At 72.1% G+C, this 26,543-nt stretch carries 29 protein-coding genes, 1 tRNA gene and 1 riboswitch; of the genes, 11 read left to right on the top strand and 19 right to left on the bottom strand.

From position 1 onward, the window contains the following. Positions 1-35: 35 nt before the first annotated feature. Together ACFYZA_RS18775 and ACFYZA_RS18770 are read left to right on the top strand one after the other, a co-directional pair. On the top strand, positions 36-1,649 hold the full coding sequence (locus ACFYZA_RS18775; RefSeq protein WP_388491680.1) for an ABC transporter permease: 1,614 nt from the start codon (positions 36-38) through the stop codon (positions 1,647-1,649). Further along, positions 1,649-2,677, top strand: coding sequence for an ABC transporter ATP-binding protein (locus ACFYZA_RS18770; RefSeq protein WP_388491678.1), 1,029 nt, complete (start codon positions 1,649-1,651; stop codon positions 2,675-2,677). Before ACFYZA_RS18775 ends, ACFYZA_RS18770 begins: the two co-directional genes overlap by 1 nt. A gap of 274 nt (positions 2,678-2,951) precedes the next feature. Here the strand turns inward: ACFYZA_RS18770 and ACFYZA_RS18765 are convergent, their stop codons facing one another. The 4 genes from ACFYZA_RS18765 to ACFYZA_RS18750 form a co-directional block, all read right to left on the bottom strand. After that, complete coding sequence (locus tag ACFYZA_RS18765; RefSeq protein WP_388491676.1) at positions 2,952-3,809, bottom strand: fumarylacetoacetate hydrolase family protein; 858 nt, start codon at positions 3,807-3,809, stop codon at positions 2,952-2,954. A gap of 133 nt (positions 3,810-3,942) precedes the next feature. After that, positions 3,943-4,710, bottom strand: a complete 768-nt coding sequence (locus ACFYZA_RS18760) for a YidC/Oxa1 family membrane protein insertase (protein ID WP_382592171.1) — start codon at positions 4,708-4,710, stop codon at positions 3,943-3,945. Positions 4,711-4,815: 105 nt separating this feature from the next. After that, the gene (locus tag ACFYZA_RS18755) at positions 4,816-5,139 is read right to left on the bottom strand and encodes a DUF6412 domain-containing protein (protein ID WP_388491674.1); all 324 of its coding nucleotides are present in this window, start codon (positions 5,137-5,139) and stop codon (positions 4,816-4,818) included. A 186-nt stretch (positions 5,140-5,325) separates the two neighbouring features. Continuing rightward, positions 5,326-5,859 carry a winged helix-turn-helix transcriptional regulator gene (locus tag ACFYZA_RS18750; RefSeq protein ID WP_388491671.1) on the bottom strand — a complete coding sequence of 178 codons (534 nt, stop codon included), beginning with the start codon at positions 5,857-5,859 and terminating at the stop codon, positions 5,326-5,328. 184 nt (positions 5,860-6,043) lie between these two features. On the opposite strand from ACFYZA_RS18750, the gene ACFYZA_RS18745 reads away from it, so the two are divergent. After that, positions 6,044-7,426 carry an MFS transporter gene (locus ACFYZA_RS18745; RefSeq protein WP_388491668.1) on the top strand — a complete coding sequence of 461 codons (1,383 nt, stop codon included), beginning with the start codon at positions 6,044-6,046 and terminating at the stop codon, positions 7,424-7,426. Positions 7,427-7,488: 62 nt separating this feature from the next. Here the strand turns inward: ACFYZA_RS18745 and ACFYZA_RS18740 are convergent, their stop codons facing one another. Genes ACFYZA_RS18740 through ACFYZA_RS18730 form a run of 3 tightly spaced genes read right to left on the bottom strand, consistent with a single transcriptional unit; the run spans position 7,489 to position 9,998 of the window. Beyond that, positions 7,489-9,000, bottom strand: a complete 1,512-nt coding sequence (locus tag ACFYZA_RS18740; RefSeq protein ID WP_388491666.1) for a sodium:solute symporter — start codon at positions 8,998-9,000, stop codon at positions 7,489-7,491. Continuing rightward, complete coding sequence (locus ACFYZA_RS18735; RefSeq protein WP_382592156.1) at positions 8,997-9,209, bottom strand: DUF3311 domain-containing protein; 213 nt, start codon at positions 9,207-9,209, stop codon at positions 8,997-8,999. The genes ACFYZA_RS18740 and ACFYZA_RS18735 overlap by 4 nt, the downstream gene beginning before the upstream one ends. A gap of 9 nt (positions 9,210-9,218) precedes the next feature. Beyond that, positions 9,219-9,998 carry a class E sortase gene (locus ACFYZA_RS18730; RefSeq protein WP_382592282.1) on the bottom strand — a complete coding sequence of 260 codons (780 nt, stop codon included), beginning with the start codon at positions 9,996-9,998 and terminating at the stop codon, positions 9,219-9,221. Between the two features lie 137 nt (positions 9,999-10,135). Here ACFYZA_RS18730 and ACFYZA_RS18725 point away from each other — a divergent pair, with 137 nt between their 5' ends. The 4 genes from ACFYZA_RS18725 to ACFYZA_RS18710 all read left to right on the top strand — a co-directional run bounded on the left by ACFYZA_RS18725 (position 10,136) and on the right by ACFYZA_RS18710 (position 12,255). Then, the gene (locus ACFYZA_RS18725) at positions 10,136-11,149 is read left to right on the top strand and encodes an SEC-C metal-binding domain-containing protein (RefSeq protein ID WP_382592153.1); all 1,014 of its coding nucleotides are present in this window, start codon (positions 10,136-10,138) and stop codon (positions 11,147-11,149) included. 29 nt (positions 11,150-11,178) lie between these two features. Beyond that, on the top strand, positions 11,179-11,631 hold the full coding sequence (locus ACFYZA_RS18720) for a very short patch repair endonuclease (RefSeq protein WP_388491661.1): 453 nt from the start codon (positions 11,179-11,181) through the stop codon (positions 11,629-11,631). Between the two features lie 89 nt (positions 11,632-11,720). Next, positions 11,721-11,849 (top strand): DUF397 domain-containing protein, encoded by a 129-nt coding sequence (locus ACFYZA_RS18715; RefSeq protein WP_388491658.1) that lies wholly within the window; start codon positions 11,721-11,723, stop codon positions 11,847-11,849. 94 nt (positions 11,850-11,943) lie between these two features. Beyond that, positions 11,944-12,255: a hypothetical protein gene (locus ACFYZA_RS18710; RefSeq protein WP_382592136.1), complete on the top strand. Its 312-nt coding sequence runs from the start codon at positions 11,944-11,946 to the stop codon at positions 12,253-12,255. A 373-nt stretch (positions 12,256-12,628) separates the two neighbouring features. Here the strand turns inward: ACFYZA_RS18710 and ACFYZA_RS18705 are convergent, their stop codons facing one another. Further along, positions 12,629-13,885, bottom strand: a complete 1,257-nt coding sequence (locus tag ACFYZA_RS18705) for an SGNH/GDSL hydrolase family protein (protein ID WP_388491655.1) — start codon at positions 13,883-13,885, stop codon at positions 12,629-12,631. 212 nt (positions 13,886-14,097) lie between these two features. Between ACFYZA_RS18705 and ACFYZA_RS18700 the strand changes: the two genes are divergently transcribed. Then, complete coding sequence (locus ACFYZA_RS18700; RefSeq protein ID WP_388491653.1) at positions 14,098-15,483, top strand: DUF445 domain-containing protein; 1,386 nt, start codon at positions 14,098-14,100, stop codon at positions 15,481-15,483. A 96-nt stretch (positions 15,484-15,579) separates the two neighbouring features. Here the strand turns inward: ACFYZA_RS18700 and ACFYZA_RS18695 are convergent, their stop codons facing one another. The 4 genes from ACFYZA_RS18695 to ACFYZA_RS18680 form a co-directional block, all read right to left on the bottom strand. After that, the gene (locus ACFYZA_RS18695; RefSeq protein WP_382592279.1) at positions 15,580-16,263 is read right to left on the bottom strand and encodes a DUF1707 domain-containing protein; all 684 of its coding nucleotides are present in this window, start codon (positions 16,261-16,263) and stop codon (positions 15,580-15,582) included. 43 nt (positions 16,264-16,306) lie between these two features. Continuing rightward, positions 16,307-17,395 (bottom strand): ATP-binding cassette domain-containing protein, encoded by a 1,089-nt coding sequence (locus tag ACFYZA_RS18690; RefSeq protein ID WP_388491651.1) that lies wholly within the window; start codon positions 17,393-17,395, stop codon positions 16,307-16,309. Positions 17,396-17,459: 64 nt separating this feature from the next. Next, positions 17,460-18,287 carry an ABC transporter permease gene (locus ACFYZA_RS18685; RefSeq protein WP_388491648.1) on the bottom strand — a complete coding sequence of 276 codons (828 nt, stop codon included), beginning with the start codon at positions 18,285-18,287 and terminating at the stop codon, positions 17,460-17,462. Between the two features lie 178 nt (positions 18,288-18,465). After that, positions 18,466-19,266: an ABC transporter permease gene (locus ACFYZA_RS18680; RefSeq protein WP_388491984.1), complete on the bottom strand. Its 801-nt coding sequence runs from the start codon at positions 19,264-19,266 to the stop codon at positions 18,466-18,468. A gap of 205 nt (positions 19,267-19,471) precedes the next feature. On the opposite strand from ACFYZA_RS18680, the gene ACFYZA_RS18675 reads away from it, so the two are divergent. Then, positions 19,472-22,105: a transglycosylase domain-containing protein gene (locus ACFYZA_RS18675; RefSeq protein WP_388491645.1), complete on the top strand. Its 2,634-nt coding sequence runs from the start codon at positions 19,472-19,474 to the stop codon at positions 22,103-22,105. Positions 22,106-22,118: 13 nt separating this feature from the next. On the opposite strand, the gene ACFYZA_RS18670 is transcribed toward ACFYZA_RS18675, so the two are convergent. The 3 genes from ACFYZA_RS18670 to ACFYZA_RS18660 form a co-directional block, all read right to left on the bottom strand. Continuing rightward, positions 22,119-22,439, bottom strand: a complete 321-nt coding sequence (locus ACFYZA_RS18670; RefSeq protein WP_161256944.1) for a multidrug efflux SMR transporter — start codon at positions 22,437-22,439, stop codon at positions 22,119-22,121. Positions 22,440-22,470: 31 nt separating this feature from the next. After that, positions 22,471-22,541: riboswitch (guanidine-III (ykkC-III) riboswitch) on the bottom strand. Between the two features lie 78 nt (positions 22,542-22,619). After that, the gene (locus ACFYZA_RS18665) at positions 22,620-22,952 is read right to left on the bottom strand and encodes a co-chaperone GroES (RefSeq protein ID WP_100578561.1); all 333 of its coding nucleotides are present in this window, start codon (positions 22,950-22,952) and stop codon (positions 22,620-22,622) included. Between the two features lie 44 nt (positions 22,953-22,996). Then, a complete protein-coding gene (locus ACFYZA_RS18660; RefSeq protein ID WP_359832340.1) occupies positions 22,997-23,317 on the bottom strand; it encodes a DUF3618 domain-containing protein in 321 nt (106 codons plus the stop codon). 135 nt (positions 23,318-23,452) lie between these two features. Here ACFYZA_RS18660 and bcp point away from each other — a divergent pair, with 135 nt between their 5' ends. Further along, positions 23,453-23,920, top strand: a complete 468-nt coding sequence (gene bcp / locus ACFYZA_RS18655) for a thioredoxin-dependent thiol peroxidase (RefSeq protein WP_100578563.1) — start codon at positions 23,453-23,455, stop codon at positions 23,918-23,920. Positions 23,921-24,064: 144 nt separating this feature from the next. Continuing rightward, positions 24,065-24,137: transfer RNA gene (locus tag ACFYZA_RS18650), tRNA-Leu, on the top strand. A 56-nt stretch (positions 24,138-24,193) separates the two neighbouring features. Here the strand turns inward: ACFYZA_RS18650 and rdgB are convergent. From rdgB to ACFYZA_RS18630, 4 genes are all read right to left on the bottom strand, one after another. Continuing rightward, positions 24,194-24,796, bottom strand: a complete 603-nt coding sequence (rdgB, locus tag ACFYZA_RS18645) for an RdgB/HAM1 family non-canonical purine NTP pyrophosphatase (protein WP_382592116.1) — start codon at positions 24,794-24,796, stop codon at positions 24,194-24,196. A 37-nt stretch (positions 24,797-24,833) separates the two neighbouring features. Then, positions 24,834-25,208, bottom strand: coding sequence for a hypothetical protein (locus ACFYZA_RS18640; RefSeq protein WP_388491638.1), 375 nt, complete (start codon positions 25,206-25,208; stop codon positions 24,834-24,836). Positions 25,209-25,338: 130 nt separating this feature from the next. Continuing rightward, positions 25,339-26,076, bottom strand: a complete 738-nt coding sequence (gene rph, locus ACFYZA_RS18635; RefSeq protein WP_382592110.1) for a ribonuclease PH — start codon at positions 26,074-26,076, stop codon at positions 25,339-25,341. A 132-nt stretch (positions 26,077-26,208) separates the two neighbouring features. Beyond that, positions 26,209-26,442: a glucose PTS transporter subunit EIIB gene (locus ACFYZA_RS18630; protein ID WP_053729485.1), complete on the bottom strand. Its 234-nt coding sequence runs from the start codon at positions 26,440-26,442 to the stop codon at positions 26,209-26,211. Positions 26,443-26,543 lie beyond the last annotated feature (101 nt).

Raw genomic sequence — 26,543 nt, 5'->3', positions numbered from 1 at the left:
GTGCGCTGCGCCGCGGCGGCGTGCGGTTCGGCCTCATGGCACTGCCGCTCGCGTTCTTCGCGCTGTTCTTCGCCTGGCCCGTGGCCGCCATCGTCGGCCGCGGGCTCAAGGCGGACGGCGCCTGGCAGTTCGGCCGGATCACCGAGGTGCTCGCCGACCCGGACATCGCGCACGTCCTGTGGTTCACCACCTGGCAGGCGCTCGCCTCCACCGCGCTCACCCTCGTGATCGCGCTGCCCGGCGCCTATGTCTTCGCCCGCCTCGACTTCCCCGGCAAACAGCTCCTGCGGGCCGCGGTCACCGTGCCGTTCGTGCTGCCGACCGTCGTCGTGGGCACCGCGTTCCTGGCTCTGCTCGGCCGTGGCGGGCTGCTCGACCAGCTGTGGGGCGTACGCCTGGACACCACGGTGTGGGCGATCCTGCTCGCGCACGTCTTCTTCAACTACGCGGTCGTCGTACGCACCGTCGGCGGCCTGTGGTCCCAGCTGGATCCGCGCCAGGAGGAAGCGGCCCGCGTCCTCGGCGCGTCCCGCCTCGCGGCCTGGCGCAAGGTCACGCTGCCCGCGCTCGGCCCCGCCGTCGCCGCGGCCGCCCTCATGGTCTTCCTCTTCACCTTCACCTCCTTCGGCGTCGTGCAGATCCTGGGCGGCCCCACCTTCTCCACCCTCGAAGTGGAGATCTACCGCCAGACCGCCGAACTCCTCGACCTGCCGACCGCGGCCGTCCTGACGATCGTGCAGTTCGCGGCGGTCGGTCTGATCCTCGCCGTGCACGCCTGGACGGTGCGCCGCCGCGAGAGCGCCCTCAGACTCGTCGACCCCGCCCAGACCGCACGACGGCCGCGCGGCGCCGCCCAGCGCACCCTGCTCGCCTCGGTCCTCGTGGTCGTCGCGCTGCTGATCCTGCTGCCCTTGGGCGTCCTGATCCAGCGCTCCCTCGACACCCCCGACGGCTACGGATTCGGCTACTACCGGGCGCTCCAGGCCGCCGGTGACAACGGCAGCTTCCTGGTGCCGCCCATCGAGGCGATCGGGAACTCGCTCCAGTACGCGCTCGCCGCCACCGCCATCGCGCTCGTCGTCGGCGGACTCGCGGCGGCCGCCCTCGCCCGGCGCGGCACCGGCCGCCTCATGCGCAGCTTCGACGCGCTCCTGATGCTGCCGCTCGGCGTCTCCGCCGTGACCGTCGGCTTCGGCTTCCTGATCACCCTCGACAAACCGCCGCTGGACCTCAGGACCTCCTGGATCCTGGTGCCGCTCGCCCAGGCACTCGTGGGCACGCCCTTCGTCGTACGGATCATGCTGCCGGTGCTGCGCGCGGTGGACGGACGGCTGCGCGAGGCGGCGGCCGTGCTAGGCGCGTCCCCGCTGCGGGCCTGGCGCGAGGTGGACCTGCCGCTGGTGCGCCGGGCACTCCTGGTCGCGGCGGGCTTCGCGTTCGCGGTCTCGCTCGGCGAGTTCGGGGCGACCGTCTTCATCGCCCGGCCCGACCACCCGACGCTGCCCGTCGCGGTGGCCCGCCTGCTCGGCCGGGCCGGCGACCTCAACTACGGCCAGGCGATGGCCCTCAGCACGATTCTGATGGTGGTGTGCGCGGTGTCGTTGCTCGTCCTGGAACGCATCCGGACCGACCGGAGCGGGGAGTTCTGATGCTGAAGCTCGACGGTGTGACCGTACGGTTCGGACAGCGGGCCGCGCTCGACGCGGTCGATCTGGAGGTCGCCGACCACGAGACGGTGTGCGTGCTGGGGCCCAGCGGCAGCGGCAAGTCGACCCTGCTGCGGGTCGTCGCGGGCCTCCAACCCCTGGACGCGGGACGGGTGTTGCTCGGCGGCGCCGACCAGGCCGGAGTCCCCGTGCACAAGCGCGGGCTCGGCCTGATGTTCCAGGACCACCAGCTCTTCCCGCAGCGCGACGTCGCCGGAAACGTGGCGTTCGGGCTGCGCATGCGCGGGACATCGCGGGCCGAACAGGCGCGCCGGGTCGAGGAGTTGCTCGATCTGGTCGGGCTTCCCGGCGCGGAGCGACGGGCCGTCGCCGCGCTCTCCGGCGGCGAGCAGCAGCGCGTCGCCCTCGCCCGGGCGCTGGCGCCCTCGCCGCGCCTGCTCATGCTGGACGAGCCGCTCGGCCAGCTGGACCGCACCCTGCGCGAGCGTCTGGTGCTCGAACTCCGCGCCCTTTTCGGCCGGTTGGGCACGACGGTGCTCGCCGTCACCCATGACCAGGGCGAGGCGTTCGCGCTGGCCGACCGGGTCGTGGTGATGCGCGACGGCCGCATCGCGCAGAGCGGTACGCCGCTGGAGGTGTGGCAGCATCCGGCCTCCGAGTTCGTGGCCCGCTTCCTCGGCTTCGAGAACGTGGTGCCGGCGACGGTGTCGGGGGCCGTCGCGGCCACCCCCTGGGGGAAGGTGCCGGTGCCTCCCGGCTCCCGGCGGGGCGAGGTGCGCCTGCTGGTCCGGCCCGGCGGCATCCGTCTCGTTCCCCCGCTCGACGGCCTGGCCTGCGAGGTCGTCTCGCGCACGTTCCGGGGGAGCCATGTGGCGCTCCAACTGCGGCCGGTCGACGGGCCGTTGCTCGAGGCCGAGTGCGACTTGGCGGGGGCGCCGGAGGTCGGCTCCGGAGTGGGGGTCGCCTTCGCGGCGGGCGGGGTCGTGGTGCTGGGGGAGGGGGAGGGGTAGGGGGCTGTCGGGCTGTCCGGGGTGCGGGGGGGGGGGGGGCCCCCCCCCCCCCGGGGGGCCCCCCCCCCCCCCCCCCCCCCCCCCCCCCGCGGGGGGGGGGGGGGGGGCGGGGGGGGGGGGGGGGGGCGGGGGGGGGGGGGGGGGGGGGCCCCCCGCCCCCCCCCCCCCGGGGGGGGCCCCCCCCGCGGGGGGGGGGGGGGGGGGGGGGGGGGGGCAAAAAGGGGCGAAGGGCCGCAGGCCCGAGCCCCCCAACCCCCCACCCCCGCCGGAGGCGCTACGCGTCCTTGAACACCTGCCGCTGCCGCCCCATCCCCGACACCTCCAGCTCCACGACGTCCCCCGACCGCAGGTACGGCTTGGGCTCGGGCTGCCCCATGGCCACGCCCGCGGGCGTACCCGTGTTGATGACGTCCCCCGGGTACAGCGTCATGAACTGGCTGACGTACCGGACGACCTCCGCGACGGGGAAGATCTGCTGAGCCGTCGTCCCGTCCTGCCGGAGCTCCCCGTTGACCCAGAGCTTGAGCGAGAGCGCCTGCGGGTCCGGGACCTCGTCCCGGGTGACCAGCCACGGCCCGAACGGGTTGAACGTCTCGCAGTTCTTGCCCTTGTCCCACGTGCCGCCACGCTCGATCTGGAACTCCCGCTCCGACACGTCGTGCGACACCGCGTACCCGGCGACGTACGCCAGCGGGTCCTCGTCGTCACTCACGTACCGCGCGGTGCGGCCGATGACGATGGCGAGTTCGACCTCCCAGTCCGTCTTCACCGAGCGGCGCGGCACGAGCACCGTGTCGTTCGGCCCGACGACCGTGTCCGCCGCCTTGAAGAAGACGACCGGCTCGGCCGGGATCGCCGCCCCCGTCTCCTCGGCGTGGTCGTGGTAGTTCAGCCCGATGCACACGACCTTGCCGATCCGCCCCACCGGCGGCCCGACGCGCACACCGGCGTCGTCGAGCGCGGGCAGCACGCCGGTGTCCGCCGCGGCACGTATCCGGTCCAGGGCGAACTCGTCGGCGAGCAGTGCGCCGTCGATGTCGCCCACAAGGCCGGACAGGTCCCGCAGGGTCCCGTCGGCGTCGAGCAGCGCCGGACGCTCCTCACCGGCGTTGCCTACGCGCAGCAGCTTCATGGTCAGTCTCCCTTGGTCGAGCCGGGCCCGGCCGATGGGTAGCGGCCATCGGAGGATCGTCCGATCCTCCAAGGTGTACGTCCAGTCCGCAAGACCCCGTTCACAAACTGGACCGTAACCAGGGTTCGGGGTGCTATGCGGCGGCGGCCAGCGCGGCCGGCGCGGGCAGCACGTCCCGGTAGAGGAAGGCCCGCTCGACGGCGGTCCAGGTGGTGCTGGTCACGACGTAGAGCGCGGCGGCGAGCGGCACCACGGCGACGGTGAACAGGGTCGCGAAGGACAGCAGCGGCATGAACTTGTTCATCGCCGCCATCCCCGGCACCGCGTCCTGCCCGCCCGGCGCGGCGACGGGGTTGGCCGCCATCTGCCGCTTCATCCGCCGGAAGTTGAACGTGGCCACGGCCGCGACGACCGCGAACAGCACGACGTAGACGAGGCCCTGCGCCCCGAAGACCCCGCCGTGCGCGAGCGCGTCCGTCCAGCGCCCGCCGAGCGGAGCCTCGAAGAGGGTGTGGTCGAGCAGCGCGTTCGCCCTGCCGCCGATCCGAGCGCTGGAGAACAGGTGGTAGAGCAGGAAGAACGCCGGCATCTGCAGCAGGCTGGGCAGGCAGCCGGACAGCGGGGACACCTTCTCGGCGGCATGCAGCTCCATGACCGCTTTCTGGAGTGCCTTGCTGTCCTTGCCGTGCTTCTCGCGCAACGCCGTCAGCTGCGGCCTCAACCTGGCCTGCGCTTTCTGACCGCGCGCTGCCTGCCGCGACAGGGGGTGAACAGCGAGACGTACAAGAGCGGTGAAGAGCACGATCGCCGCAGCTGTCGAAGCACCGTGGAAGACCGGTTCGAGCAGGTCGGCCAGGTGCGCGGCGAGGCTCGCGATAGCGCTGAAAAGGGAGGTGAACATGGCGAAGCCCTCCGGGGCGTCTCGTCAGGAATGGCACGTGAGCGCACCTGAATGAGGTGCGGTTCGGCGTGACGAGCCGGGCGGAGCGGAGGTACGAGGGTGCCCCTACGCGGCCGTCGGGACGAGGGCCCCGGGCGCTCGGGGCCGGGGCCGCCCGGAGGCGTCGGGGTCGCGCTGCGGAAGGAAGGCGGTACGCCGTTCCCGGTCCCGGATCGCGGTGCGCACCCGGGTGCGGGCCACCTGCGGCACCGCGCGCGAGGCCAGCGTGGCGCACACGGCGAGCGCGGATCCGGCGGCGGCGGTCGCGGCGAGCGCGACGGCGGCCGAGAGCATGCCGCCCTCGATGAGGACGGCCTGGGCCAGCAGGAAGAGGAAGAGTCCGAGCAGCGGCCGGGCCGGCCGGGCGCAACGCGCGATGACGCCGCTCATGCCGACCTCCCCGCTCGCTCTCGTTCCGCCGGCTTCACGCATGCCACGGCCTTCCGTGGCAGCTCCTGCGGATTTCCCTCCAGCCGTTATACACGACGCTCGAACAGCGGTGCTCGAACAGCGGTCACCGGCCGTCGCCGTCCGTCGCCGTCAGAGCCAAAGAGGGAGGGCCAGGGGCAACGGAGATCAGAGCGGCTGGAGTTCGAGCGGCTGGAGCAGTCGCCTCGGAGCCCGCAGCGCGCGGCTCACCGCGTCCTCGGCCGGGCCGAGCCCGGGACCGGGCCGCATCTCGACGTCTGCGGGGTCGACGGCCCGCCCGCAGGCCGGGCACTGCCCGTACGACCCGAGTTCCGTACCGCACTCGGCATGGTGGAAGGTCCGCATCGGGCGCGCGTCCGGGTTGAAGGCCCGCCCCCAGAGCCCGAGCGCCCTCAGCGCCGGCCACAGCCCCCGCCCCAGTTCCGTCGGTACGTACTCGTCGCGCGGCGGTGAGTCCTGGTAGCGGCGCTTCTCCAGGATCCCGGCCTCGGTGAGCGACTGGAGGCGGGCGGCGAGCACCGCCCGAGGGATCTTGAGGTGGACCAGGAAGTCGTTGTAGCGGCGCACCCCGTAGAGCGCGTCCCGCACGACGAGCAGCGTCCAGCGCTCGCCGACGATCTCCAGCGCCCGCGCGATGGAGCACTCCTGCGCGGCGTAGTCGTAGTCCTTGCCCAGAGCCATACGCCCAGTCTACCGCCTGGGTTCACTGAACGAACCTACGGTGCTAAGGTCGAAGACGGGCGGGTTCATTCACTGAACCAGGCCGGGGTGCGGCCCTTCCGGGGCACGCGGTCCGAACCCCTCGTCCGCCCCATCCGCACCCGCTGTGCAACCGCACCGGACCCACGCCTTGGTGAGGGAAGCCATGACGCAGGCAGCACGCACCACTCACGCCACCTCGGCCTCGCACCCGGGCGAGGCGACCGGTCCCGGCGTCCGGCCCGGCGCCACGCTCGCCGTCACCAGCGCCGCCACCGCCGTCGCGCTGATGAACTACACCGCCCCGATGCTGACCCTGCCCGGCATGACCGCGTCCTTCCACACCGCGCTCTCCGCCCAGGCCTGGCTGCTCAACGGCGCCCCGCTCGGGCTCGCCGCGCTGCTCCTGATCGCGGGCAGCCTCGCCGACGACCACGGCCGCCGCCGGGTCTTCCTGGCCGGCACCCTCGCGCTCGGCATCACCATGGCGCTGGGCGCGCTCGCTCCCACCACCCTGACCTTCACCCTCGCCCGGGTCGCCCAGGGCATGGCGTCGGCCGCCGTCCTCGCGAGCAGCCTCGGCCTGCTCGTCGCCGCCTTCCCCGCGGGCGCCGCCCGCATCCGCGCCACCGGCGTGTGGGGCGCCTTCGTCAGCGGCGGCATCGCCCTCGGCCCGCTGCTCGCCGGCGCCCTCGCCACCCTCAACTGGCGCCTGATATATGGGGTATTGGCCATCCCCGCACTGGTCACGGCCGGGTTCGCGCTGCGCGTCCTCACCGAGTCGCGGGCCCCGCGCGGCGGCCGCCCCGACGTGCCGGCCGCGCTCACCCTGAGCCTGGCGTTCACCGCCCTGATCGGCGCGCTGACGCTGGGCCGCGACGGCTGGCTGCGCCCCGGCGTGATCGTCCTGCTGGTGGCCGCGGCCGCCCTGACGACCGGCTTCGTCCACGTGGAGCGCCGCGCCGCGACCCCCATGATCGACCTGGCACTCTTCCGCCGCGCGGAGTTCCTCGCCTCCTCGGCGGGCGCCCTGTTCACCGGCCTCGCCGTGATCGGCTTCTTCAGCTATCTGCCCGCCCTGCTCAGCCACTCGCTCGGCACCTCGCCGATGAACGCGGCCTGGCTGTTCGTGCTGTGGTCGGGCTCCGCGTTCGTGGTCGCGCTCCAGGCCAGGCGCCTGGCGGGCCGCGTCGCCGCCCGCCACCAGCTGGCCATCGGTTTCGTCCTGCACGCGGCCGGAGTCCTCGCGATGCTGGGCGCCCTCGCCTCCGGCCCGCTCCCGCGCCTCGTCCCCGGCCTCCTCCTCGCGGGCATCGGCAGCGGCCTCCTGAACGCCGCGCTGCCCCGCCTCGCCGTCGAATCCGTACCGTCCGAGCGCGCGGCGATGGGCTCGGGCGCCAACAACACGGCCCGCTACATCGGTTCGTCGGCGGGCGTCGCCCTGACGATCGCGGTGGCGCCGGCGGGCCCGAACACGGTGCTCGTCCTCTCGGCCGCCCTCGCGGCGGCGGCCGCGGCGCTCACGGCGATGCTGCGCACGCGGGGGTAGGCGGCGGGGCTCGCGCGGGGACGGGCGGACGAGAGGGGAACGGACGGACGAGAGGGGACGCGTTACGTCCGAACCGAGGCGGGCTCCTCCTCGTCCAGGTCGTGGATGGGATCACGGGCCAGCACATCGTCGTCGTCACCCACCGGCGTCCCCTGCGGACCGAGGTAGGAAAGGGCCAGCGCCACAAGGAGGTTGACGCCCAGAGCGACGATCCCGGCGTTGACCCCCCACACCGGATCGTGGTCGGTGAACACGAACCCGCAGACCACCCCGACCCCCACCGCGAGCCCCGCGAGACCGCCCACCAGAGTCAACTTCCGCCACACGAGCCCCAGAAGCAGCATCGGCAGAAGCTGCGCCATCCCCTCGTAGGAGATGAGCGAGAGCCGTACGAGGGTGTTGGGCACGGTGTACGTCATGAGCAGGGCGAGCGCCCCCGCGACGACGACCACGACCTGCGAGGCCGCCTTCTGCCGCTCTCGGAGCCGGGGCACGAGCGAGAGCACGCTCCGCCCCCACATCGTGCCGATGACCAGCATGAACACGGCCATCGGCACGATGGAGGAGAGCGCCGCCGCCACCCCGATCAGGCCGACCGTCCAGGCGGGCAGCGAGTCGACGACCAGCTTGAACAGCGCGAGGTTGGAGTCGGCCCCGGCGAGGCCCGGCACCACGAAGATCGCGGCCATCCCGAGCAGCATCGGCACGAAGAGCAGCACGTTGTACGCGGGCAGCAGCACGGCGTTGCGCCGCAGGGCGTCGGCGCTGCGCGCCCCGAGGTATCCGGCGACGGTGGTCGGGAAGATCACCACGGTGAGGGAGTTGAGGACGGATGTGGTGGCGAACCACGCCTGCCCGAAGGCCCCGCCGTGTCCCGGCAATGTGAGCCAGTCACTCTTCTCGTTCACGACCCGGTCGAGGAAGTCCCCGTAGCCGCCGAAGTAGTGCGTCGGCACATAGACCGCCAGGAAGGCCAGGGTGGCGATGACGAGCACGTCCTTCAGCACCGACACCCAGGCGCTGCCGCGCAGCCCACTGACCACCACGAATCCCGTGGTGACCGCGAAGGCAATGAAATAAGCCCAGTTGAGGGAGATGGCCCCGTAGGAGATGGTCGACACGACCACACCCATGCCGGTGATCTGCAACTGGATGTACGGCAGCAGGAACACGGTGGCGAGCAGCGCGACGAGCGCGCCCACCCAGGGCCGCCCGTACCGATGGGCCACCATGTCGGTGATCCCCACAAGACGGTGCTTCTTCGCGTACGCCCACAACATGGGCCCGACCACATAGCCCACGGCGTAGCCGCAGGACATGTAGGCGACCACATACAGCACCGGCGCACCGTAGTTGTAGCCCCAGCCCGCGGCGCCCAGATAGCTGAAGCTGGTGTAGCTCTCGCCCGCCATCAGCACCCAGATGAACACGGTCCCGAGGCTCCGCCCGCCCACCGACCACTCGGCGAGCCCACCGCCCCCGCCGCCCCGGCCGCGCACGGCGAAGAGCCCGAGGGCGACGGTGGCCACCATGAAGACCCCGAAGACGGACGTGGCGACAGCGGCGCTGCTCATCGAGCCCTCCTCTGGCGTCCGCCCTTGTGATCGCCCCGCCAGGTGAGCCAGATGGCAAGCGGGGTGGCCACCGTCGCGACCAGCAGCCAGAAGAAGAGGAAGGGCAGCCCGAACACCACGGGCCGCACCTTGTTCACGAAGGGCAACGCCCCGAGATACAGCACATAGGGCACTCCGAGCCAGAGCACATGAGATCGACGACGACGCATCCCCGAACGCTAGCGCGGACGGCTCCCCCGCAACTTGCCCCACACGACAAGCCGGTAGGTGGAGGTGAACTCGGGCGTGCAGGTGGTGAGCGTGATGTAACGCCCGGGCGCGCTGTACCCGTACGAGGGCTTGACGGCGCTACGGGGAACGGGAGCTATGGTCCCGCCGTCGCGCGAGGAGGTCTGCGGCAGGAGCGAATCGACCACATACGTATAGACGGTGTCCCGCGTCTCGACGACGACGGAGTCCCCCACCCGCAGCCGGTTGATGTAGCGGAACGGCTCACCGTGGGTGTTGCGGTGCCCGGCGAGCGCGAAGTTCCCGGTCTGCCCCGGCTGAGCGGTCCCCACGTAGTGCCCGACGTACCCCTTGTCGAGGACCCCGGCCTTGCTGATCCCCTCCGCGATGGGCGCGGTGACCCCGATCCCGGGTATCCGGATGACGGCGTACGCCTGGTCCCCGCGCGGCGCCGCCCCGCCCCCGGGACCGCCCTTGCCACCACGGGGGGCGCCGGCCGGGCCCCCGCCCTCAACGGCGACGCTCTCGTCACCCTCATCGGCCGGAACGTCCGTGGAAGGCGCGGGAGCAACGGACGGAGCGGCGGCAGCCCACTGATCCTCAAGGGAATGGACGGTGCGGCCGGCCTCGGCGCGGGCCTCCCGGTTGGTCCACCACAGCTGGTGCGCGACGAGCAGCAGCACCAGGAGCCCGAACGTCACGGCGAGCTCGGCCCCGCCCCACAGCCCGCGCGCCGCCCAGGCCCGCCGCCCGCGTCCGCCCTGCACCATCACCGGTATCCCTGTGCGCACGGGCGCAGGGTAGGTGCCGGGGCGGCAACTCACCAGGCCCACAACGTGACGCAGTCGACCCACCAGGGCCGGAAGCGCCCTCCGCCGGGCCCCCGTACAGCAGTACGGTGTCCCTCATGCGCCCCGACACGCCTGCCGATCACACCACCGAAGCCGAGCGTCTGCTGCGCACCGCGGCGCAGTATCCGGAGGACCAAGAGCCCCTGCTGCTCCAGGCCGCGGCCCACCTGGAGCTCTCCGGCGACCGCCCCGGGGCCACGGCGCTCTACGACCGCCTGCTGTCCTCGGCGGTGGACCACCCCCACCTGGTGAAGGCGTTCAAGGCCGCGAACCTGTGGGAGTACGGCCACGAGGCCGAGGCCCGCGCGATCATCGAGGGCATCCGGGCGGCGGCCCCGCTGGACCCGGCGGCGTGGGAGATCGTCGCCGAGACCCTTGAGGCCCACGACGAGCTGGACCTCGCCCACGCCTCCCTGACCACGGCCCTGACGCTCCTGGGCATCGCCGAGGCCACGGTCGACACGAGGGCGATCCCGTACAGCACCCAGTCCCTGGTGACCACCCGCCACCGGGTGCGCCGCCTGCTCGCGCTGCCCCACGACACCTGGGACTCCCTCGCCGACGAGCTGCACACGGCGCCGATCTCCCTGGACGAACTCCACGACCCCAAGCGCCTGTGGTCCCTCGGCTCGGAGGACCCGGCCGAACTCCAGGCCGAACTCGCGCGCCTGCGCGCGGAGTTGGGCAGCTACCGCGCGGCCCTGTCCCGCCCGTTCCCGGTGGCGGTCCTGCACTGGCCGGAGCCCGAACTGGAGGAACTCCTGACGGCGTACCCAGAGCTGCAGTCCGAATACCCCACGCACGCGGCCCACTTGCTGGACATCGAGGCCTCCCTGCGCGAACTCGCCGCGGCCGGCACCCCCAACCTCGGCATCGTGACGGCCACGGTCCCCTCCTACGAGGCCTTCGCCGCCTCGGAGTCCTCCTCCCCCGCCAACGCCGACCTCCTCCCCCAGTACGCCACCACCCTGGCCGCCCGAGCCCGAGCCACCTCCTGGCCCCCCGGCCGAGGCGCCGACTGCTGGTGCGGCTCGGGGGTCAACTATGGGGACTGCCACGGGTCGGCTTGATCCGTCGACCCTTTGACAGAATGCCCGCCATGTCCGACGCCCTCCCGTCCTCTGCCTCCGTCTCGGCCCGCATGAGCCGTCAGGGCTCCCGGGACACCACCCCGGAGCTGGCCGTCCGCAGACTGCTGCACGCGGCGGGCCTGCGCTACCGCGTCAACGTCCCGGTCCCCGGCATGCCACGCCGCACGATCGACATCGCCTTCGGCTCGGCCAAGATCGCCGTCTTCATGGACGGCTGCTTCTGGCACGGCTGCCCCCAACATGCCACCCACCCAAAGGCGAACGCGGAGTGGTGGCGGGCGAAGCTGGACAAGAACATGGCACGCGATCAGGAGACGACCGAGCACCTGCGGGCTGCGGGATGGACAGTGCTCCGCTTCTGGGAACACGAGAGTCCGGAACTCGTGGCCCGCTCGATTCGCCGGGCGAGGGAGAGCTGCGCAGTCGACCTTCCCGGCCGAGCGCGGAAAACTCACCGATAGGGATTGAGGGAGAATGCCTGCCCCATTCATCAGTTCACTCTGCGGATATCGAGACGGCAGACCGAACACGTCCGACAAGGGCGGAATGCGTGGAGACAGCGCGAGTTTCGACGCGTATGGCTGTGCGTGACTCCAAGCGGTCCGATGGGCCCCGCATATCGTTTGCGGCCGGCCCCTGGGTCGACTTCGTGCGGGCGATCAGGCGCGAGGCGCTGTGAGGGGAGCGCCGCGCACACGCATCCCGGGCCCCCCTCGACCCCCCACAACCCCCGGCAGCTAGCCTCAAGGAAATCGCACTCCAGGAGGCAAACCATGGCAAAGGTCCCCGCAAGTCTGATCGCGGCCGGTGGGCTCATCGGGGGGTACGGGGTGGCCCGGTGGACCAAGAAGCGGCCGCTCGGTGGGGTGGCGCTGGCCGGGGCCGGGGCGGTCGCGGCCCGGCAGTGGCAGCAGTCGGCCGGAACCAAGGCGGCCGTCGGGCTGACCAGCGCCTATGTCGCGGCCTTCGCCGGCTCGCACCCGCTGGCCAAGAAGGTCGGCGCCTGGCCCTCCGTGTTCGGCGTGGCCGGGGCCGTCGCCCTCGCGTCCTGGGCCGTCACGCGTGGCTCTGGCGCGGGTGAGTAGCGGTCGAACTCGCGGAAAGAGAACTCGGGGGCGCTGAACACTCGGCGCCTCCCGCCCGTACTTAGGGGCAACTCCCCATAGTGGTCGGGTGCATGGCCGTACGGCAGGGACAGGCAGAAGCCGGCCGTTCTCGGTCGTGCACCCGGCGGGGGGGGTGGCGTGCGGTACAGGCCCGCCCGGCGGAGAGGTGCCCGGCACAGGCACACCCGGCGGAGGGCAGGCCGTACAGACCCGCCCGGCAGACGGCCGCCCGGCGGAGAGCCGACCGGCACAGGCATACCCGCCGAAGGGCCGCCCGGCACAACGGCCCACCCGACGGAGGGCCGACCGGCACAGGCACGCCCCGCACAACGGCCCACCCCCGCCCACCCCCTCACAGCACCCCCAGATCCACCCCCCGCCCCATCACCCCGTACCCCGCATCGCTCGGATGCAGCCCGTCCCCCGAGTCGTACGGGGCGCGCAGCTCGTGCGGGGCGTTGGGGGACCGCAGTGCGCGGTCCGTGTCGATGACGTGCTCGTACACCCCGCCCTCGCGGATCGCCGCGTTCACCGTTTCCCGCACCGCCTCGACCTCCGCCGTGCAGACGCGCAGGCCGCCGCACGGCGTAAGCGTGGTGCCCAGGACGCGTACGCCCCGCGCGTGGCCGAGCCGGACCAGTTCCCGCAGGCCCGCGAGCAGCGCGTCCGCGTTCCGCTCGCCGCCGCTGAGCAGGTCGTTGATGCCCAGCTCCACGATGACCGTCCGCACCCCGGCGCGGGCCAGCGCGTCCCGCTGGAAGCGGTCCAGGCCGCTCGGGCCGGTGAGTCGTCCGAGCAGGCCGTTCCCGCCGATGCCGGCGTTGAGGACCGCCCGGGGCGCGCCGGCCGGACCCGCCTCCCGCAGGCGCCCGGCCAGCACGTCCGTCCAGCGGCGGTCGGCACCCTGGGTGGAGCCGACCCCCTCGGTGATCGAGTCGCCGAACGCGACCACACTGCCCGCCGCCGATCCGGCGCCCTGCACGTCGAGCGCGGTCACGTACTGCCAGGCCCCCGTCGTTACCGCGAACGCGCCGGGGTCGGCGGCCCGGTCGGCCTCGCCCCAGGACTCGTACGAGGTCTGCTGTGCCTGGGGGTGCCAGGTGACGGGGCCGGCCGCGTACACGGACACGTACAGGTCGGCCGACGCGGGCACCTCGAACGGCAGCGGGTCGCTCACGGCCTGTCCGCCGGGCGGTACGGAGATCCGCGCGTGGCCGCGGAAGGTCAGCGTCCGCATGGTCCGTGCCGGGTCGGCCGCGGTCGCGAGGGTGGTGTGGCGCAGGTCGAGCGGGGCCGTCCCGAACAGGTTCGAGAAGGTGACGCGGGCCCGGCTGCCGCCCACCGAGGTGTGCACGACATTGCGTACCGTCCGCGCCGCGACGCCCCCGGGCTCGGCCTCGACGGGGGCGGAGTACCAGGTTCCGGCCCAGCCGTCCCAGCCCGCAGCCGCAGCCCAGCCGTCGCCTCCCGCATCCGCAGCCCAGCCGTCCCGGGCCGCACCCACACCCGGCCCGGCCCCCGCCACGCTGGGCGGGACCACCGCGCACAGGGCCGCGGCGACCAGCACCATCACCGCCGCGAGCTGGGCCAGGCGAGTCCGCGTGGACATGATCCGAATGTACGGAGCGACGGCCAGTCCGGCCACGCGAACGGGTGACGGGACGCGTGTACGGGAACTGAACGTGCGCCCCGTGAGTACTTCCTGTAGAGGTCAGTGGAGGTGGGCGGGGGCCCGCCACACGCACGGGGGAGACGGGCCGAAGTCGGTTCGTGGTGGATGTGAATGATCGGGGCGTGGGTACCCGCGGACAGGTGGAGCGAATGGAACGTACGAGAACGGGGCCCGACGCCGAGGACGCCGAGCCGACGGCAGCGACGGCAGCGACAGCTGCGGCAGCCGCGGCGGCGGGCGAAGCCGCGCGCACGCCCCGCGCGTCCTCGTCCCCCTTCGCCTATACGGCGGCGGACGAGGAGAAGCGCCGGGGCGTGCGCCGGATGAAGGCCACCGCGACCGGGCTGCTGCTCCTGGTCGCGGTCGTCTTCGGGCTCGCCACCTGGGCGGACCGCTCGGGCGCGGGCGCCTGGGCCGGCTATGTCGCGGCGGCGGCCGAGGCGGGCATGGTGGGTGCGCTCGCCGACTGGTTCGCGGTGACGGCGCTGTTCCGCCGCCCGCTGGGCCTGCCCATCCCGCACACGGCGATCATCCAGAACAAGAAGGACCAGTTCGGCGCCTCCCTCGGCACCTTCGTGGGCGAGAACTTCCTGTCGGCCGCCGTGGTGCGCACCCGCCTCCAGGCCCTCGGCATCGGCCGCCGCCTCGGCACCTGGCTCGCCGAGCCCGATCACGCCGAGCGGGTCACGTCGGAGCTGGCCACAGCCCTGCGCGGCGCGCTGACCGTGCTGCGGGACTCCGACGTGCAGGCGGTGGTCGGCGAGGCCATCACGCGCCGGGCGGACGCGGCGGAGATCGCGCCGGGCGTCGGCAAGGCCCTGGAGCGGATCGTCGCCGACGGCAGCCACCGCAGGGCCGTTGACCTGGTGTGTGTACGGGCCCACGACTGGCTGGTGACGCACGGCGACTCGGTGATGGACGCGGTGCAGGGCGGCGCCCCCGGCTGGACCCCCCGGTTCGTCGACCGCAAGGTGGGCGAGCGCGTCTACCGGGAGCTGTTGCGCTTCGTCACGGAGATGCGGGACATGCCGGCCCACCCGGCGCGCGGCGCCCTGGACCGCTTCCTGGCGGACTTCGCGGCGGACCTTCAGTCGGACTCCGAGACCCGGACCAGGGTGGAGCGCTTCAAGTCGGAGATACTGGCCCGCCCCGAGGTCCAGGACATCATCGCCTCGGCCTGGTCCTCCGTACGGTCAATGATCATCGCGGCGGCGGAGGACGACCACAGCGAACTGCGCCTGCGCGCACGGGCGTCCCTGCTCTCGCTCGGCACCCGGCTGTCCACCGACCCCCGCCTCCAGTCCAAGGTGGACGGCTGGCTGGAGGACGCGGCGGCCTATGTGGTGTCGACGTACCGCGCCGAGATCACGTCCCTGATCACGGACACGGTCGCTTCCTGGGACGCGAACGACACCTCCCGCAAGATCGAGGCGAACATCGGCCGCGACCTGCAGTTCATCCGCATCAACGGCACGGTGGTGGGTGCGCTCGCCGGCCTGTTGATCTATACGGTGTCGCACGCGCTGGGCGGATAGGACCGGCACGGGAAGCAGGGCCGATCCCGGCAACTTGCTCGGCAGGCAAGGGAGTTGGGCCGCCCAGGTCCAGCTCCCCCGGCTCGCGCGGCCGCCTCAGCCCAGTTCCTTCCGCTCCCGCTTCTCCAGCCGCTCCTGCTGCTTCTCCAGCCGCAGCCGCTCCTTCTGCGCCTTCCGCAGCTTGCGGTCCACGCCGATGCCGCCCATCAGGGCGTACGCGACGATCGTGACGTTCGGGGAGCCTGGGGTGCCGTCGCCGCTGGCCTTGTTGCCGTCGACGCCGCCCATGATGCCGAAGCCCTTGACTCGGACGTTCAGTTCGGGCGGTACGGTCACGCCGATGCCGCCCATGATCGTGAACAGGCGCAGCACCGTGTCGCGGTCCTCGAAGCGGGCCTCGCGCAGGTCGATGTTGCCGCCGCCCCACATCGCGAACGCGGTGAACCTGCGCGCCACCGTCCAGGTGCCCTTGCGGGAGAACCCGCTCCAGAAGGCGAACCCTCCCGCGGAGGTGGGCGGGTGGCCGATGCGCGAAGGCCAGTGCACCTCGGCCTCGTTCTCGGTGCGGCGGAGGGCGGGGGCCGGACCCGCCGCACCCATCGGACCCGCCGATCCCGGCGCGGGCAGGTCGCGGACGAGCGGCTCCAGCTCCCCGTGCGTGCGCGCCGTGTAGGCCGCCTCCAGGCGCTGCTCGAACTCCTCCATGTCGAGGCGCCCCTCGGCCACCGCGTCCCTCAACGACTCGGCGACCCGCTCCCGTTCGGCGTCCGACGCACGCATCTCCGGCAGCCCACCCGTTGGTTCACTCGTCATGGTGCGAAGCCTAATGAAGGCCGCCATCCACGGGAGCCCTCGGGCTCGTTCCGTCCGATTCCAAAGAGTCCGACCCCTCCGATTCCCCGGGGCTCCCCCCACCCGCTTCGGGGCGGCCCGGCCCGCCCGGCTCCCCGGGGCCCGCCCCGTCCGGGTACAGCATGCGCGCGATCACGGCCTCGATGTCCGGCTCCCGCACCGAGAGGTCGACCAGCGGGTACGCCGCCGCGATGTGCGCGACCAGCGGAGCCGCCGACGCCGAGGCGGGGAAGGCGAGCCACTGGCGGGGGCCCTCGACCTTGACCACGCGGGCGCCCTCGGCCCGGACCGGCGGGAGTTCGCGCTCCAGGTCGACCACCAGGGTGCGTTCGCTCTCGCCCGCCTCGTGCAGCCCGGCGAGCGCGCCGTCGTACATCAGGCGCCCGTGGTCGATGACCATCACGCGCTTGCAGAGCTGCTCGATGTCGGTCAGGTCGTGGGTGGTGAGCAGGATCGTGGTGGCGCGCTCGGCGTTCAGGTCGCGCAGGAACTGGCGGACCTTGGCCTTGCTGATGACGTCGAGCCCGATCGTCGGCTCGTCGAGGTACAGCACGTCCGGATCGTGCAGCAGGGCCGCCGCGATGTCGCCGCGCATCCGCTGGCCGAGCGAGAGCTGACGTACGGGAACGTCCAACAGGCTTGCCAGGTCGAGGAGTTCGACGCAGCGGTCGAGGTTCTCGCGGAAGCGGGCGTCCGGGACGCGGTACATGCGGCGGGCCAGGCGGTAGGAGTCGTAGAGCGGCAAGTCCCACCAGAGCGTGGTGCGTTGACCGAACACCACCCCGATCCGCTGCGCCATCTTCGTACGCTCGCGGGACGGGTCCAGGCCCGCGACGCTGAGGCGGCCGGCGCTCGGGGTGAGGATGCCGGTCAGCATTTTGATGGTGGTGGACTTGCCGGCGCCGTTCGGGCCGATGTAGCCGACCATCTCGCCGCGCGGCACCCGGAAGCTGATCCCGTCCACCGCCCTGACCTGCCGCTTCTCCCGCCGCCAGCGGCCCGTCCTGCGGCGTACGTCGAAGACCTTCTCGACGCCGTCGAGTTCGATGAGGTCCGTCACTTCAACTGCCCTTCCTGCTCTGCGAGTTCATGGGCGCTCGGCCGTTCGGGAAGGAGCACGCCGGTCAGCTTCCCGTGCTGCGGTACGCCCTGACGCCCACCCGCCACGCGAGGCCCGCCAGGGTCAGGCACAGCGCCCCCACCAGCGGGGGTGTGAAGGCGAGCCAGTCCGGCAGGGCCAGCGGGTAGGGGCGGCCCAGGACGTAGAGCGCGGGCAGCCAGTTCACGAAGGCCAGCGGCAGCACGTAGGTGACGCCGCGCACCATGTCCTTGGCGAACACCGTCGGCGGGTACTGGAGGAGCGTCTGGCCGCCGTACGTGAACGCGCTCTGCACCTCGGCCGCGTCCTGCGCCCAGAACTGGAAGGCGGCGCCCGCCACGAACACCGCGCAGAAGATCGCGGTCCCGCTGAGCAGCATCACCGGCACGAGCAGCACCTTCGGCACCGTCCAGTGCACGTCCAGGGCGAGCAGCGAACCGCCGAGCACGAGGATGCCTTGCAGGAGGCGGCCCAGGCGCTGGAGGCCGAAGCGGTCGGCGGCGACCTGGGCGAGGACCGGCGCCGGGCGTACGAGGAGGGTGTCGAGCGTACCGTCCCGGATCCGCGCGCCCAGCCTGTCGATCGAGCCGAGCAGCGCGTTCGCGAGCCCGAACGCCGTCGTCGACGTCCCGTACAGGAAGGCCACTTCGGCGAAGGAGTACCCGCCGAGCGAGCGGACCTGCGAGAACATCAGGGCGATCACGACGAAGTCGAAGGCCGTCACCAGGAAGTTGCCGACCAGCATCATCGCGAAGGACGCCCGATAGGCGAGTGTGGAGCGGATCCACATTGCGGCGATCATCCTGTACGTGGCCCACATACCCGGCGCCGGAAGCCGCGCGGCCACACCCATGACTCCGGTCACCTCCGTGGCCCCCGTCACGCCGGTCGCCCCCGTGGCACCCGTGGCACCCGTGACACCCGTGGCCCCCGTCACGCCGGTCGCGCCCGCCCCATCCGCCGCACCCGGCACGCCAACCGCGCCAGCCGCGCCCACCGTGCCCGCCGCGCCCGTCTCTCCCGCTCCCGTGTCAGCCACCTTGCACCACCACCCTCCGTACCGCCGCGGACTGGAGCAGCCGGCCCGCGCCGAGCAGGGCCGCCGCCCAGCCGAGCTGGAAGCCGTAGGCGCCGAGCAGGCCGCCGCCCTGGTGGCGGCCCATCAGGACGTCGGCCGGGATCTGGAGCAGGCAGGACCAGGGCAGCGCCCGGGACACCTCGCCGAGCAGGCCCGGGAAGGCGTTGAGCGGCAGCAGCATCCCGGAGAAGAACAGGCCCGCGATGGAGACGAGCGAGGAGACGCCGGCCCCGTCGAGCAGCCAGAACGCCGAGAGGGCCACCAGGAAGCGCAGAGCGAAGCTCACCACCACGCCGAACAGGACCGCGAGCAGGAAGGCGAGCCAGGTACCCGGGTTCGTGGGCAGCGCGAGGTCGAAGAACAGCGCGCCGAAGGCGAGCGGGACCGCTCCGCGCCCCAGGAAGTGGAAGAGCGCCCGGCCCAGGTCGGCGGACAGCCACCACAGCTGGAGGTCGGCTGGACGGTAGAGGTCGATCGCGATGTCACCCGTACGGATGCGTTCCACGAGTTCGTCCGCGAAGCCTCCGCCGAACATGTTGACCGTCATCAGCAGGGCCTGGCTGACCCACACATAGGTGAGCGCCTGGGACTGGTCGTAGCCACCGAGGTTGGGGCGCTGGTCCCACAGGGCTATATAGGTGTACGCCACGATCACGCCGAAGACGGTGTTGGTGAACACCCCGGCCGCGGTGGCGACCCGGTACGTCGTATAGCGCCGGAACCCGCCCGCGGCCACGACCCCGTACAGCCGCACGAACGCCCCCTCACCCGTCATGGACACCAAAGCGCGGGAGCCTAGCCCAGCCCCCCGGCCCTTCGCGACGGAATTTCCGCGGCAGGACAGGCAAGATGTCCTTTACGGTACGAATCGCCCTAATCAGGCGATTCGTACCGACGACCAGCCCGCACCCCACCCCGCACGCGACCGGGACGCAATGGCCGGAGAGAGCCGGAGAGACATGAGCGACGACGAGCAGCCGGAGCCACCGCACCCCGGACCCGAGGGGCCGCGCAAGTGGACGCCCCGCGACCTCGGCGCCGCCGGAGCCACCCCGCCGGGCCACGGCGCCGCGGCCGAGGACCCCGTCGACCCGGACCACCCCACGGACCCGCCCGGCCACTCCGACCCGGCCCCTGGCACGCCCACCGGCGCGGGCCCCGGCCCCGGCACCGGTACCGGACCAGGCGCGCCCAGCGGCCCCGGAAAGCGGCCCAGGCGGACCGGATGGCGCCGGTTCGTGCCCCGCTGGCGGGTGGTCCTCGGCATCGTCCTGCTCTTCGCGCTGCTGCTCATCGGCGGCTTCATCGCCGGCTACACGCTCGTGTCGATCCCGGCCGCCAACGCCGGGGCCACCGCCCAGTCCAACGTCTTCCTGTACGCCGACGGCACCCAGCTCGCCTCGGACGGCGAGATCAACCGCGAGAATGTACAGCTCGCACAGGTCCCGCTGACCGTCCAGCACGCCGTACTGGCCGCCGAGGACCGGGACTTCTACTCCGAGCGCGCCGTCGACCCCAAGGCGATGGTCCGCGCCGCCTGGAACACCCTCACCGGCAAGGGGACCCAGGGCGGTTCCACCATCACCCAGCAGTACGTCAAGAACTACTACCTGGGCCAGGAACAGACCGTCACCCGCAAGGTGAAGGAGTTCTTCATCGCGATCAAACTCAATCGCGAGGAGACCAAGGAGGACATTCTCGCCGGGTATCTGAACACCAGCTACTTCGGCCGCAACGCCTACGGCATCCAGGCCGCGTCACAGGCGTACTACGGCAAGGACGTCGAGAAGCTCACCACCGGCGAGGGCGCCTACCTCGCGTCGCTGCTCAACTCCCCCAGCGCGTACGACGTGATCGCCCACCCGCAGAACAAGCCCCGGGCGCTGGCCCGTTGGAACTACGTGCTCGACGGCATGGTCAAGAAGAAGTGGCTCGGCGCCTCCGAACGGGCCGCGACCACCTTCCCCGTACCCGGAAAGGTCAAGGCGCGCGCGGGCCTCGCGGGTCAGCGCGGCTACCTCGTCGAAGCCGTCAAGGACTACCTCACCAGCAACAAGATCATCGACGAGAACACCCTGGCCACCGGCGGCTACCGGATCACCACCACCATCCAGAGGGACAAGCAGGACGCCTTCGTCAAGGCCGTCGACGACAGCGTCAACTCCAAGCTGAGCGCCGACCGCAAGGCCGACCGCAACGTCCGGGTCGGGGGCGCCTCCATCGACCCGGCCAGCGGCAAGGTCCTCGCGATGTACGGCGGCATCGACTACACCAAGCAGTACGTCAACAACGCGACCCGGCGCGACTTCCAAGTGGGCTCCACCTTCAAGCCGTTCGTCTTCACCTCGGCGGTGGTCAACAACTCCAGGACCCAGGACGGCCGCCCCATCACCCCCAACACCATCTACGACGGCACCAACAAGCGCCCCGTACAGGGCTGGGACGGCGGCAGTTACGCGCCCGCCAACGAGGACGACGCCTCCTACGGGCCTATCACCGTGCGCACCGCCACCGACAAGTCCGTCAACGCGGTGTACGCGCAGATGGCCGTCGACGTCGGCTCCGCCAAGGTCAAGCAGACCGCGATCGACCTCGGCCTCCCCGCCGACACCCCCGACCTGAACGCGTCCCCCTCGATCGCGCTCGGCCCGGCCACCGCGAGCGTGCTCGACATGACGCAGGCGTACGCCACGCTCGCCGGGCACGGCCGGCACGGCACGTACACGATGGTCGAGTCCGTCATCAAGGACGGCGAGAAGACCGAACTGCCCTCGCAGGACGCCGAACAGGCCGTCACGCGCGAGGCCGCCGACACCACGACGTCGATGCTGCAGAGCGTCGTCGACGGCGGTACGGGCACGGCCGCGCAGGCCTCCGGGCGGCCCGCCGCCGGCAAGACCGGCACCGCCGAACAGGACAAGGCCGCCTGGTTCGCGGGCTACACCCCGGACCTGGCCACCGTCGTCGCGCTGATGGGCGCCGACCCCGAAACGGCCGTGCAGCAGCCGCTGTACGGGGCGCTCGGCTACCCCCGTGTGAACGGCGGCGGGCCGCCCGCGCAGATCTGGGCGCAGTACACCAAGGGCGCGCTCAGCGGGAGCGAGCCCAAGGACTTCGACCTGGAGCTCCAGGACGGCGCGAACATCCCCGTCGAGCCGCCGGCCCCCAACCCGTTCCAGTCCCCGACGCCCGGCGGCGACCAGGGCCGGACCCAGGGGCAGAACGAGGGCCAGACGCAGGGCCAGGACCAGGGCCGGACCCAGGGCGGCCGCAACCAGGGCCAGACCCAGGGGCAGACGCAGGGCCAGGACCAGGGGCAGACCCAGGGCGGCCGCAACCAAGGTCAGACGCAGGGCCAGACACAGGGGCAGACGCAGGGTCAGACCCAGGGCCAGACGCAGGGCGGCGCCGACAACGGAGGCACCAACACCGGCGGCCAGACCCAGGGCCAGACACAAGGTCAGATCCAGGGCCAGGACCAGGGCCAGACACAGGGCCAGACCCAGGGCGGCACGGACAACGGAGGCACCGAAGGACCGGGCGCCGCCACGACGGGCCTGGCCGAACGGCCCCGGGGCTCACGGAGCCCCTGAGGACCGGGCGGCGTCAGTGCCCGCTCGTCGCCTTGAGCCCGACCACGGAGACGAGCAGCAGACACACGAAGAAGATCCGGGCGGCGGTGGCCGGTTCACCGAGCACCACCATGCCGAGCACCGCCGCACCGGCCGCGCCGATCCCCACCCACACGCCGTACGCGGTACCGATGGGCAGCGTCTTGGCGGCCTGCGACAGCAGCATCATGGAAGCGATGATCCCGGCGCCGGTGAGCACGCTGGGCACCAGACGGGTGAAGCCGTCGGTGTACTTCATTCCGATCGACCAGCCCACTTCGAGCAGACCGGCGACGACGAGCAGAACCCAGGCCATGAGGACCTCCGAGACGCGGTACGGAAACACGGGTGCGTCGTCTTGTCCTGACCCGGTACGACGCGTCTCGTCGGGGTCCCACCACGATAACAAAGGGCAGGCAAAAGGGCTGGTGACAACGGTCACCAGCCCTTGAGGACGGCTATGGACGCGGCCGACGGCGCCGCCCGGACCCGCGACTCACAGATACAGCCCGGTGGAGTCCTCCGACACCCGCTCGGAGGCCACGGCGTGCAGATCGCGCTCCCGCATCAGGACGTACGCCACGCCCCGCACCTCGACCTCGGCACGGTCCTCGGGGTCGTACAGGACCCGGTCGCCCGGCTCCACGGTGCGTACGTTCTGGCCGACCGCGACCACCTCCGCCCAGGCCAGGCGCTTGCCGACGGCGGCGGTCGCCGGAATGAGGATGCCGCCGCCCGAACGCCGCTCGCCCTCTGGCGTGTCTGACCGGACCAGCACGCGGTCGTGCAGCATCCGGATGGGCAGCTTGTCGTGGGTGTTCTCGCTCACGGGGTCGAACCTACCCGCACCGGCCACGGCCGTACGCGGAAGGGTCAGGCCCGTCGCTTGCGCGCCGACAGGGCGAGCAGCCCCACCAGGCCGACGGCGACGAGCGCGACCGGCAGGATCCGCTCCACGCGGGGCGCGCCCTCCTCGGAGACGAACTGCGCCTTCACGTCGCTCACGGTGCGGTTCACCGCCACGTACGCGCGGCCCGCCGTGTGGTCCACGGCCGAGGCGAACCTGGCCTTCGCGTCGCCGACGATCGTGGACGGGTGCAGCCGCACCCCGATCTCGTCGAGGGTCACCGCGAGCTGGTCCCGCCGGCTCCTGATGTCCGCCTCGATCTGCGCAGGGGTCCTGGCATCCGACACTGCGCCGCCTCCGGTGGTCGTTTGGGGTCATCCGTCATCCACAGTCTGTCAGCTCCGCCGCCAATGCACTGTCACAGGCCCCCATTAGGCTCTGTCGGTGTACGCCACCCCCTCGGCCTTTCCGGAGGAAACCCCATGAGCGAGCGACTTCAGCCCGGCGACACCGCCCCCGCCTTCACCCTGCCCGACGCCGACGGCAACGACGTCTCGCTCGCCGCACACAAGGGCCGCAAGGTCATCGTGTACTTCTACCCGGCCGCCCTCACCCCCGGCTGCACCAAGCAGGCCTGCGACTTCACGGACAACCTGGAGCTGCTCGCGGGCGCCGGTTACGACGTCATCGGCGTGTCCCCCGACAAGCCCGAGAAGCTGGCGAAGTTCCGCGAGAAGGAGTCCCTGAAGGTCACGCTGGTCGGCGACCCCTCGAAGGAGGTCCTGGAGGCGTACGGGGCGTACGGCGAGAAGAAGCTGTACGGCAAGACGGTGACGGGAGTCATCCGCTCGACGGTGGTCGTGGACGAGGAGGGCAAGGTGGAGCGCGCCCTGTACAACGTGAAGGCCACGGGCCATGTCGCCAAGATCATCAAGGATCTCGGGATCTGATCCCGGGACCGTCGGCGTGGATGGTCCGAGGCGGCTGACGCGGATGGTTCCGGGGCGGCCGGGCGGATCTGCGCGAGCGGCCCCGGTCCGCCGGATACGGGCCCCCGGGCGCGGGCTTCGCCCAGTAGAGTGTGGGCTGGATGCGCGCCCGTACGCCAAGGGCTGAGCGGCGATCTTTAGGTGGTCGTGTCTGTCGGTTCGAATCCGACCGGGCGCACCGAAACGGAACGGCGTGGCTTCCCCCGAGGCGGGGGAAACCACGCCGTTGGCGTGTCAGCCCACCAGCTCCCGCACCACCGGCACCAGCGCCCGGAACGCCTGGCCCCGGTGGCTGATCGCGTTCTTCTCGTCGGCCGTCAGCTCCGCGCACGTTCGGGTGTCGCCGTCCGGCTGGAGGATCGGGTCGTAGCCGAAGCCGCCCCTGCCCGCGGGGGTGTGGCGCAGGGTGCCGAGGAGGCGGCCCTCGACCACGCGTTCCGTGCCGTCGGGCAGGGCAAGGGCCGCGGCGCAGGCGAAGTGGGCGGCGCGGTGTTCGTCGGCGATGTCGGAGAGCTGGGCGAGCAGGAGGTCCAGGTTGGCCTGGTCGTCGCCGTGGGTGCCGGACCAGCGGGCCGAGAAGATGCCGGGGGCGCCGTTGAGGACGTCCACGCAGAGGCCGGAGTCGTCGGCGACGGCGGGCAGGCCGGTCGCCCGGGCCAGGGCGTGTGCCTTGAGGAGGGCGTTTTCGGCGAAGGTGACGCCGGTTTCCCTGACGTCGGGGATCTCGGGGTACGCGTCGGCGCCCACGAGTTCGTGGGGCAGCCCGGCGGCGGCGAGGATGGCGTGCAGCTCGGTGATTTTGCCGGCGTTGCGGGTGGCGAGGATCAGGCGGGTCATGCCCACCAGTATCGGGGGCCCGACCGGGGCCGCCGGCTCAGGGCGTGCAGACCTTGCCGACTTCCTTGGCCGCGTCGGTGACGCCGCTGATGTCCGGGGTGTTGTCGCCGTTCTTGATGGCAATGCGGACGTTGCCCACGGCCTTGTCGAGGTCGTCGACGGCCTTGGACAGGTCGGCGTCGCCGGTCTTGCCCTTCAGGGACGACAGCTCCTTGTCGATGTCGTCGAGCGCCTGGCCGGCCTGCGCGGGGTTGTCCGTGGCGTTGCCGACGGCGCGGCCGAGGTTGCCGACGCTGGTGCCGATGGCGTCCGCGGTGTTGACGCAGTCGATCGCCTTGTCGATGGCCCCGCAGCCCGCGGTGACGGTGACGGCCAGGGCCGCGGTGGCGACGGCGAGCACGGTTCGGCGCATCGGTCGGGTCCTCCCCCGGGAGTTCCGGAAGGCGCCCTGGACGGCGCTCCGGAAGGTACGGACGGGCGCACGGTCGACCCGTACGCCCGTGCCCGTAGGGACGCGGGGAGCGCCCTGCCTGGTTGCCTCTTTACTCTCCGGACACCGCGGCGAGCGCGCGGAGTTGGAGCGCCGCGAGATCGGCGCAGCCTCCGGTGGCGAGGTCGAGGAGGGCGTTGAGCTCCTTGCGGTCGAAGGGCTCGGCCTCGGCGGTGCCCTGGACCTCGACGAAGCGGCCGTCGCCGGTGCAGACGACGTTCATGTCGGTCTCGGCGCGCACGTCCTCCTCGTAGCAGAGGTCGAGGAGCGGGGCGCCGTCGACGATGCCGACGGAGACGGCGGAGACGGTGCCGGTGAGCGGCTTGCGGCCGTGCTTGACGAGCTTCTTGCCCTGGGCCCAGGTGATGGCGTCGGCGAGGGCGACGTAGGCGCCGGTGATGGCCGCGGTGCGGGTGCCGCCGTCGGCCTGGAGGACGTCGCAGTCCAGGACGATGGTGTTCTCGCCGAGCGCCTTGTAGTCGATGACGGCGCGCAGCGAGCGGCCGATGAGGCGGGAGATCTCGTGGGTGCGGCCGCCGATCTTGCCGCGCACGGATTCGCGGTCGCCGCGGGTGTTGGTGGAGCGGGGCAGCATCGAGTATTCGGCGGTGACCCAGCCTTCGCCGCTGCCCTTGCGCCAGCGCGGGACGCCTTCGGTGACGGAGGCGGTGCAGAAGACCTTGGTGTCGCCGAAGGAGACGAGGACGGAGCCCTCGGCGTGCTTGCTCCATCCGCGTTCGATGGTGACGGGGCGGAGCTGTTCGGGGGTGCGGCCGTCGATTCGAGACATGGCTATGAGCCTAGGTGATGCCGCCGCTGGTGCGTTCCGCGCGGGCGGGGGTTCCGGGCGGGCGGCAGGTGTGTGCGTACGCGAAAGGCCGGCCCCGTCGGGGGCCGACCTTCGGCGGTGTGGGTCAGCGACTCACATCATGTCTTCGATGTCCGCGGCGATGGGGTCCGCGTCGGTGCCGATGACGACCTGGACGGCGGTGCCCATCTTGACGACGCCGTGGGCGCCGGCGGCCTTGAGCGCGGCCTCGTCGACCTTGCTCGGGTCGATGACCTCGGTGCGCAGGCGCGTGATGCAGCCTTCGACTTCCTCGATGTTCTCGATACCGCCGAGGCCGGCGACGATCTTCTCAGCCTTGCTGGCCATGTGTCTCTCCTGGTTCTTGAAGAACGCTGTGTCGGCCCACGGTAGGTCCGCTTTGTCACGGTAACCCACGTTTGGCCCAGCTATGCGCGCGGGCGCATTCT

Origin of the sequence: Streptomyces sp. NPDC001828, assembly GCF_042892175.1 — a bacterium.
In the GTDB taxonomy this organism is placed as follows: Bacteria; Actinomycetota; Actinomycetes; order Streptomycetales; family Streptomycetaceae; genus Streptomyces.
This window is presented reverse-complemented; position numbering and strand designations above follow the sequence as displayed.

Coding starts and splice junctions, on each gene's coding strand:
- ACFYZA_RS18740 (WP_388491666.1), bottom strand. CDS start 9,000: ATGAGCAGCGCCGCTGTCGCCACGTCCGTCTTCGGGGTCTTCATGGTG.
- ACFYZA_RS18720 (WP_388491661.1), top strand. CDS start 11,179: ATGTCCGACGCCCTCCCGTCCTCTGCCTCCGTCTCGGCCCGCATGAGC.
- ACFYZA_RS18675 (WP_388491645.1), top strand. CDS start 19,472: ATGAGCGACGACGAGCAGCCGGAGCCACCGCACCCCGGACCCGAGGGG.
- ACFYZA_RS18710 (WP_382592136.1), top strand. CDS start 11,944: ATGGCAAAGGTCCCCGCAAGTCTGATCGCGGCCGGTGGGCTCATCGGG.
- ACFYZA_RS18695 (WP_382592279.1), bottom strand. CDS start 16,263: ATGCGTGCGTCGGACGCCGAACGGGAGCGGGTCGCCGAGTCGTTGAGG.
- ACFYZA_RS18750 (WP_388491671.1), bottom strand. CDS start 5,859: ATGGCTCTGGGCAAGGACTACGACTACGCCGCGCAGGAGTGCTCCATC.
- ACFYZA_RS18745 (WP_388491668.1), top strand. CDS start 6,044: ATGACGCAGGCAGCACGCACCACTCACGCCACCTCGGCCTCGCACCCG.
- ACFYZA_RS18735 (WP_382592156.1), bottom strand. CDS start 9,209: ATGCGTCGTCGTCGATCTCATGTGCTCTGGCTCGGAGTGCCCTATGTG.
- rph (WP_382592110.1), bottom strand. CDS start 26,076: ATGTCTCGAATCGACGGCCGCACCCCCGAACAGCTCCGCCCCGTCACC.
- ACFYZA_RS18770 (WP_388491678.1), top strand. CDS start 1,649: ATGCTGAAGCTCGACGGTGTGACCGTACGGTTCGGACAGCGGGCCGCG.
- ACFYZA_RS18700 (WP_388491653.1), top strand. CDS start 14,098: ATGGAACGTACGAGAACGGGGCCCGACGCCGAGGACGCCGAGCCGACG.
- bcp (WP_100578563.1), top strand. CDS start 23,453: ATGAGCGAGCGACTTCAGCCCGGCGACACCGCCCCCGCCTTCACCCTG.
- rdgB (WP_382592116.1), bottom strand. CDS start 24,796: ATGACCCGCCTGATCCTCGCCACCCGCAACGCCGGCAAAATCACCGAG.
- ACFYZA_RS18670 (WP_161256944.1), bottom strand. CDS start 22,439: ATGGCCTGGGTTCTGCTCGTCGTCGCCGGTCTGCTCGAAGTGGGCTGG.
- ACFYZA_RS18725 (WP_382592153.1), top strand. CDS start 10,136: ATGCGCCCCGACACGCCTGCCGATCACACCACCGAAGCCGAGCGTCTG.
- ACFYZA_RS18760 (WP_382592171.1), bottom strand. CDS start 4,710: ATGTTCACCTCCCTTTTCAGCGCTATCGCGAGCCTCGCCGCGCACCTG.
- ACFYZA_RS18730 (WP_382592282.1), bottom strand. CDS start 9,998: ATGGTGCAGGGCGGACGCGGGCGGCGGGCCTGGGCGGCGCGCGGGCTG.
- ACFYZA_RS18630 (WP_053729485.1), bottom strand. CDS start 26,442: ATGGCCAGCAAGGCTGAGAAGATCGTCGCCGGCCTCGGCGGTATCGAG.
- ACFYZA_RS18640 (WP_388491638.1), bottom strand. CDS start 25,208: ATGCGCCGAACCGTGCTCGCCGTCGCCACCGCGGCCCTGGCCGTCACC.
- ACFYZA_RS18685 (WP_388491648.1), bottom strand. CDS start 18,287: ATGGGTGTGGCCGCGCGGCTTCCGGCGCCGGGTATGTGGGCCACGTAC.
- ACFYZA_RS18755 (WP_388491674.1), bottom strand. CDS start 5,139: ATGAGCGGCGTCATCGCGCGTTGCGCCCGGCCGGCCCGGCCGCTGCTC.
- ACFYZA_RS18705 (WP_388491655.1), bottom strand. CDS start 13,885: ATGTCCACGCGGACTCGCCTGGCCCAGCTCGCGGCGGTGATGGTGCTG.
- ACFYZA_RS18775 (WP_388491680.1), top strand. CDS start 36: ATGGCACTGCCGCTCGCGTTCTTCGCGCTGTTCTTCGCCTGGCCCGTG.
- ACFYZA_RS18765 (WP_388491676.1), bottom strand. CDS start 3,809: ATGAAGCTGCTGCGCGTAGGCAACGCCGGTGAGGAGCGTCCGGCGCTG.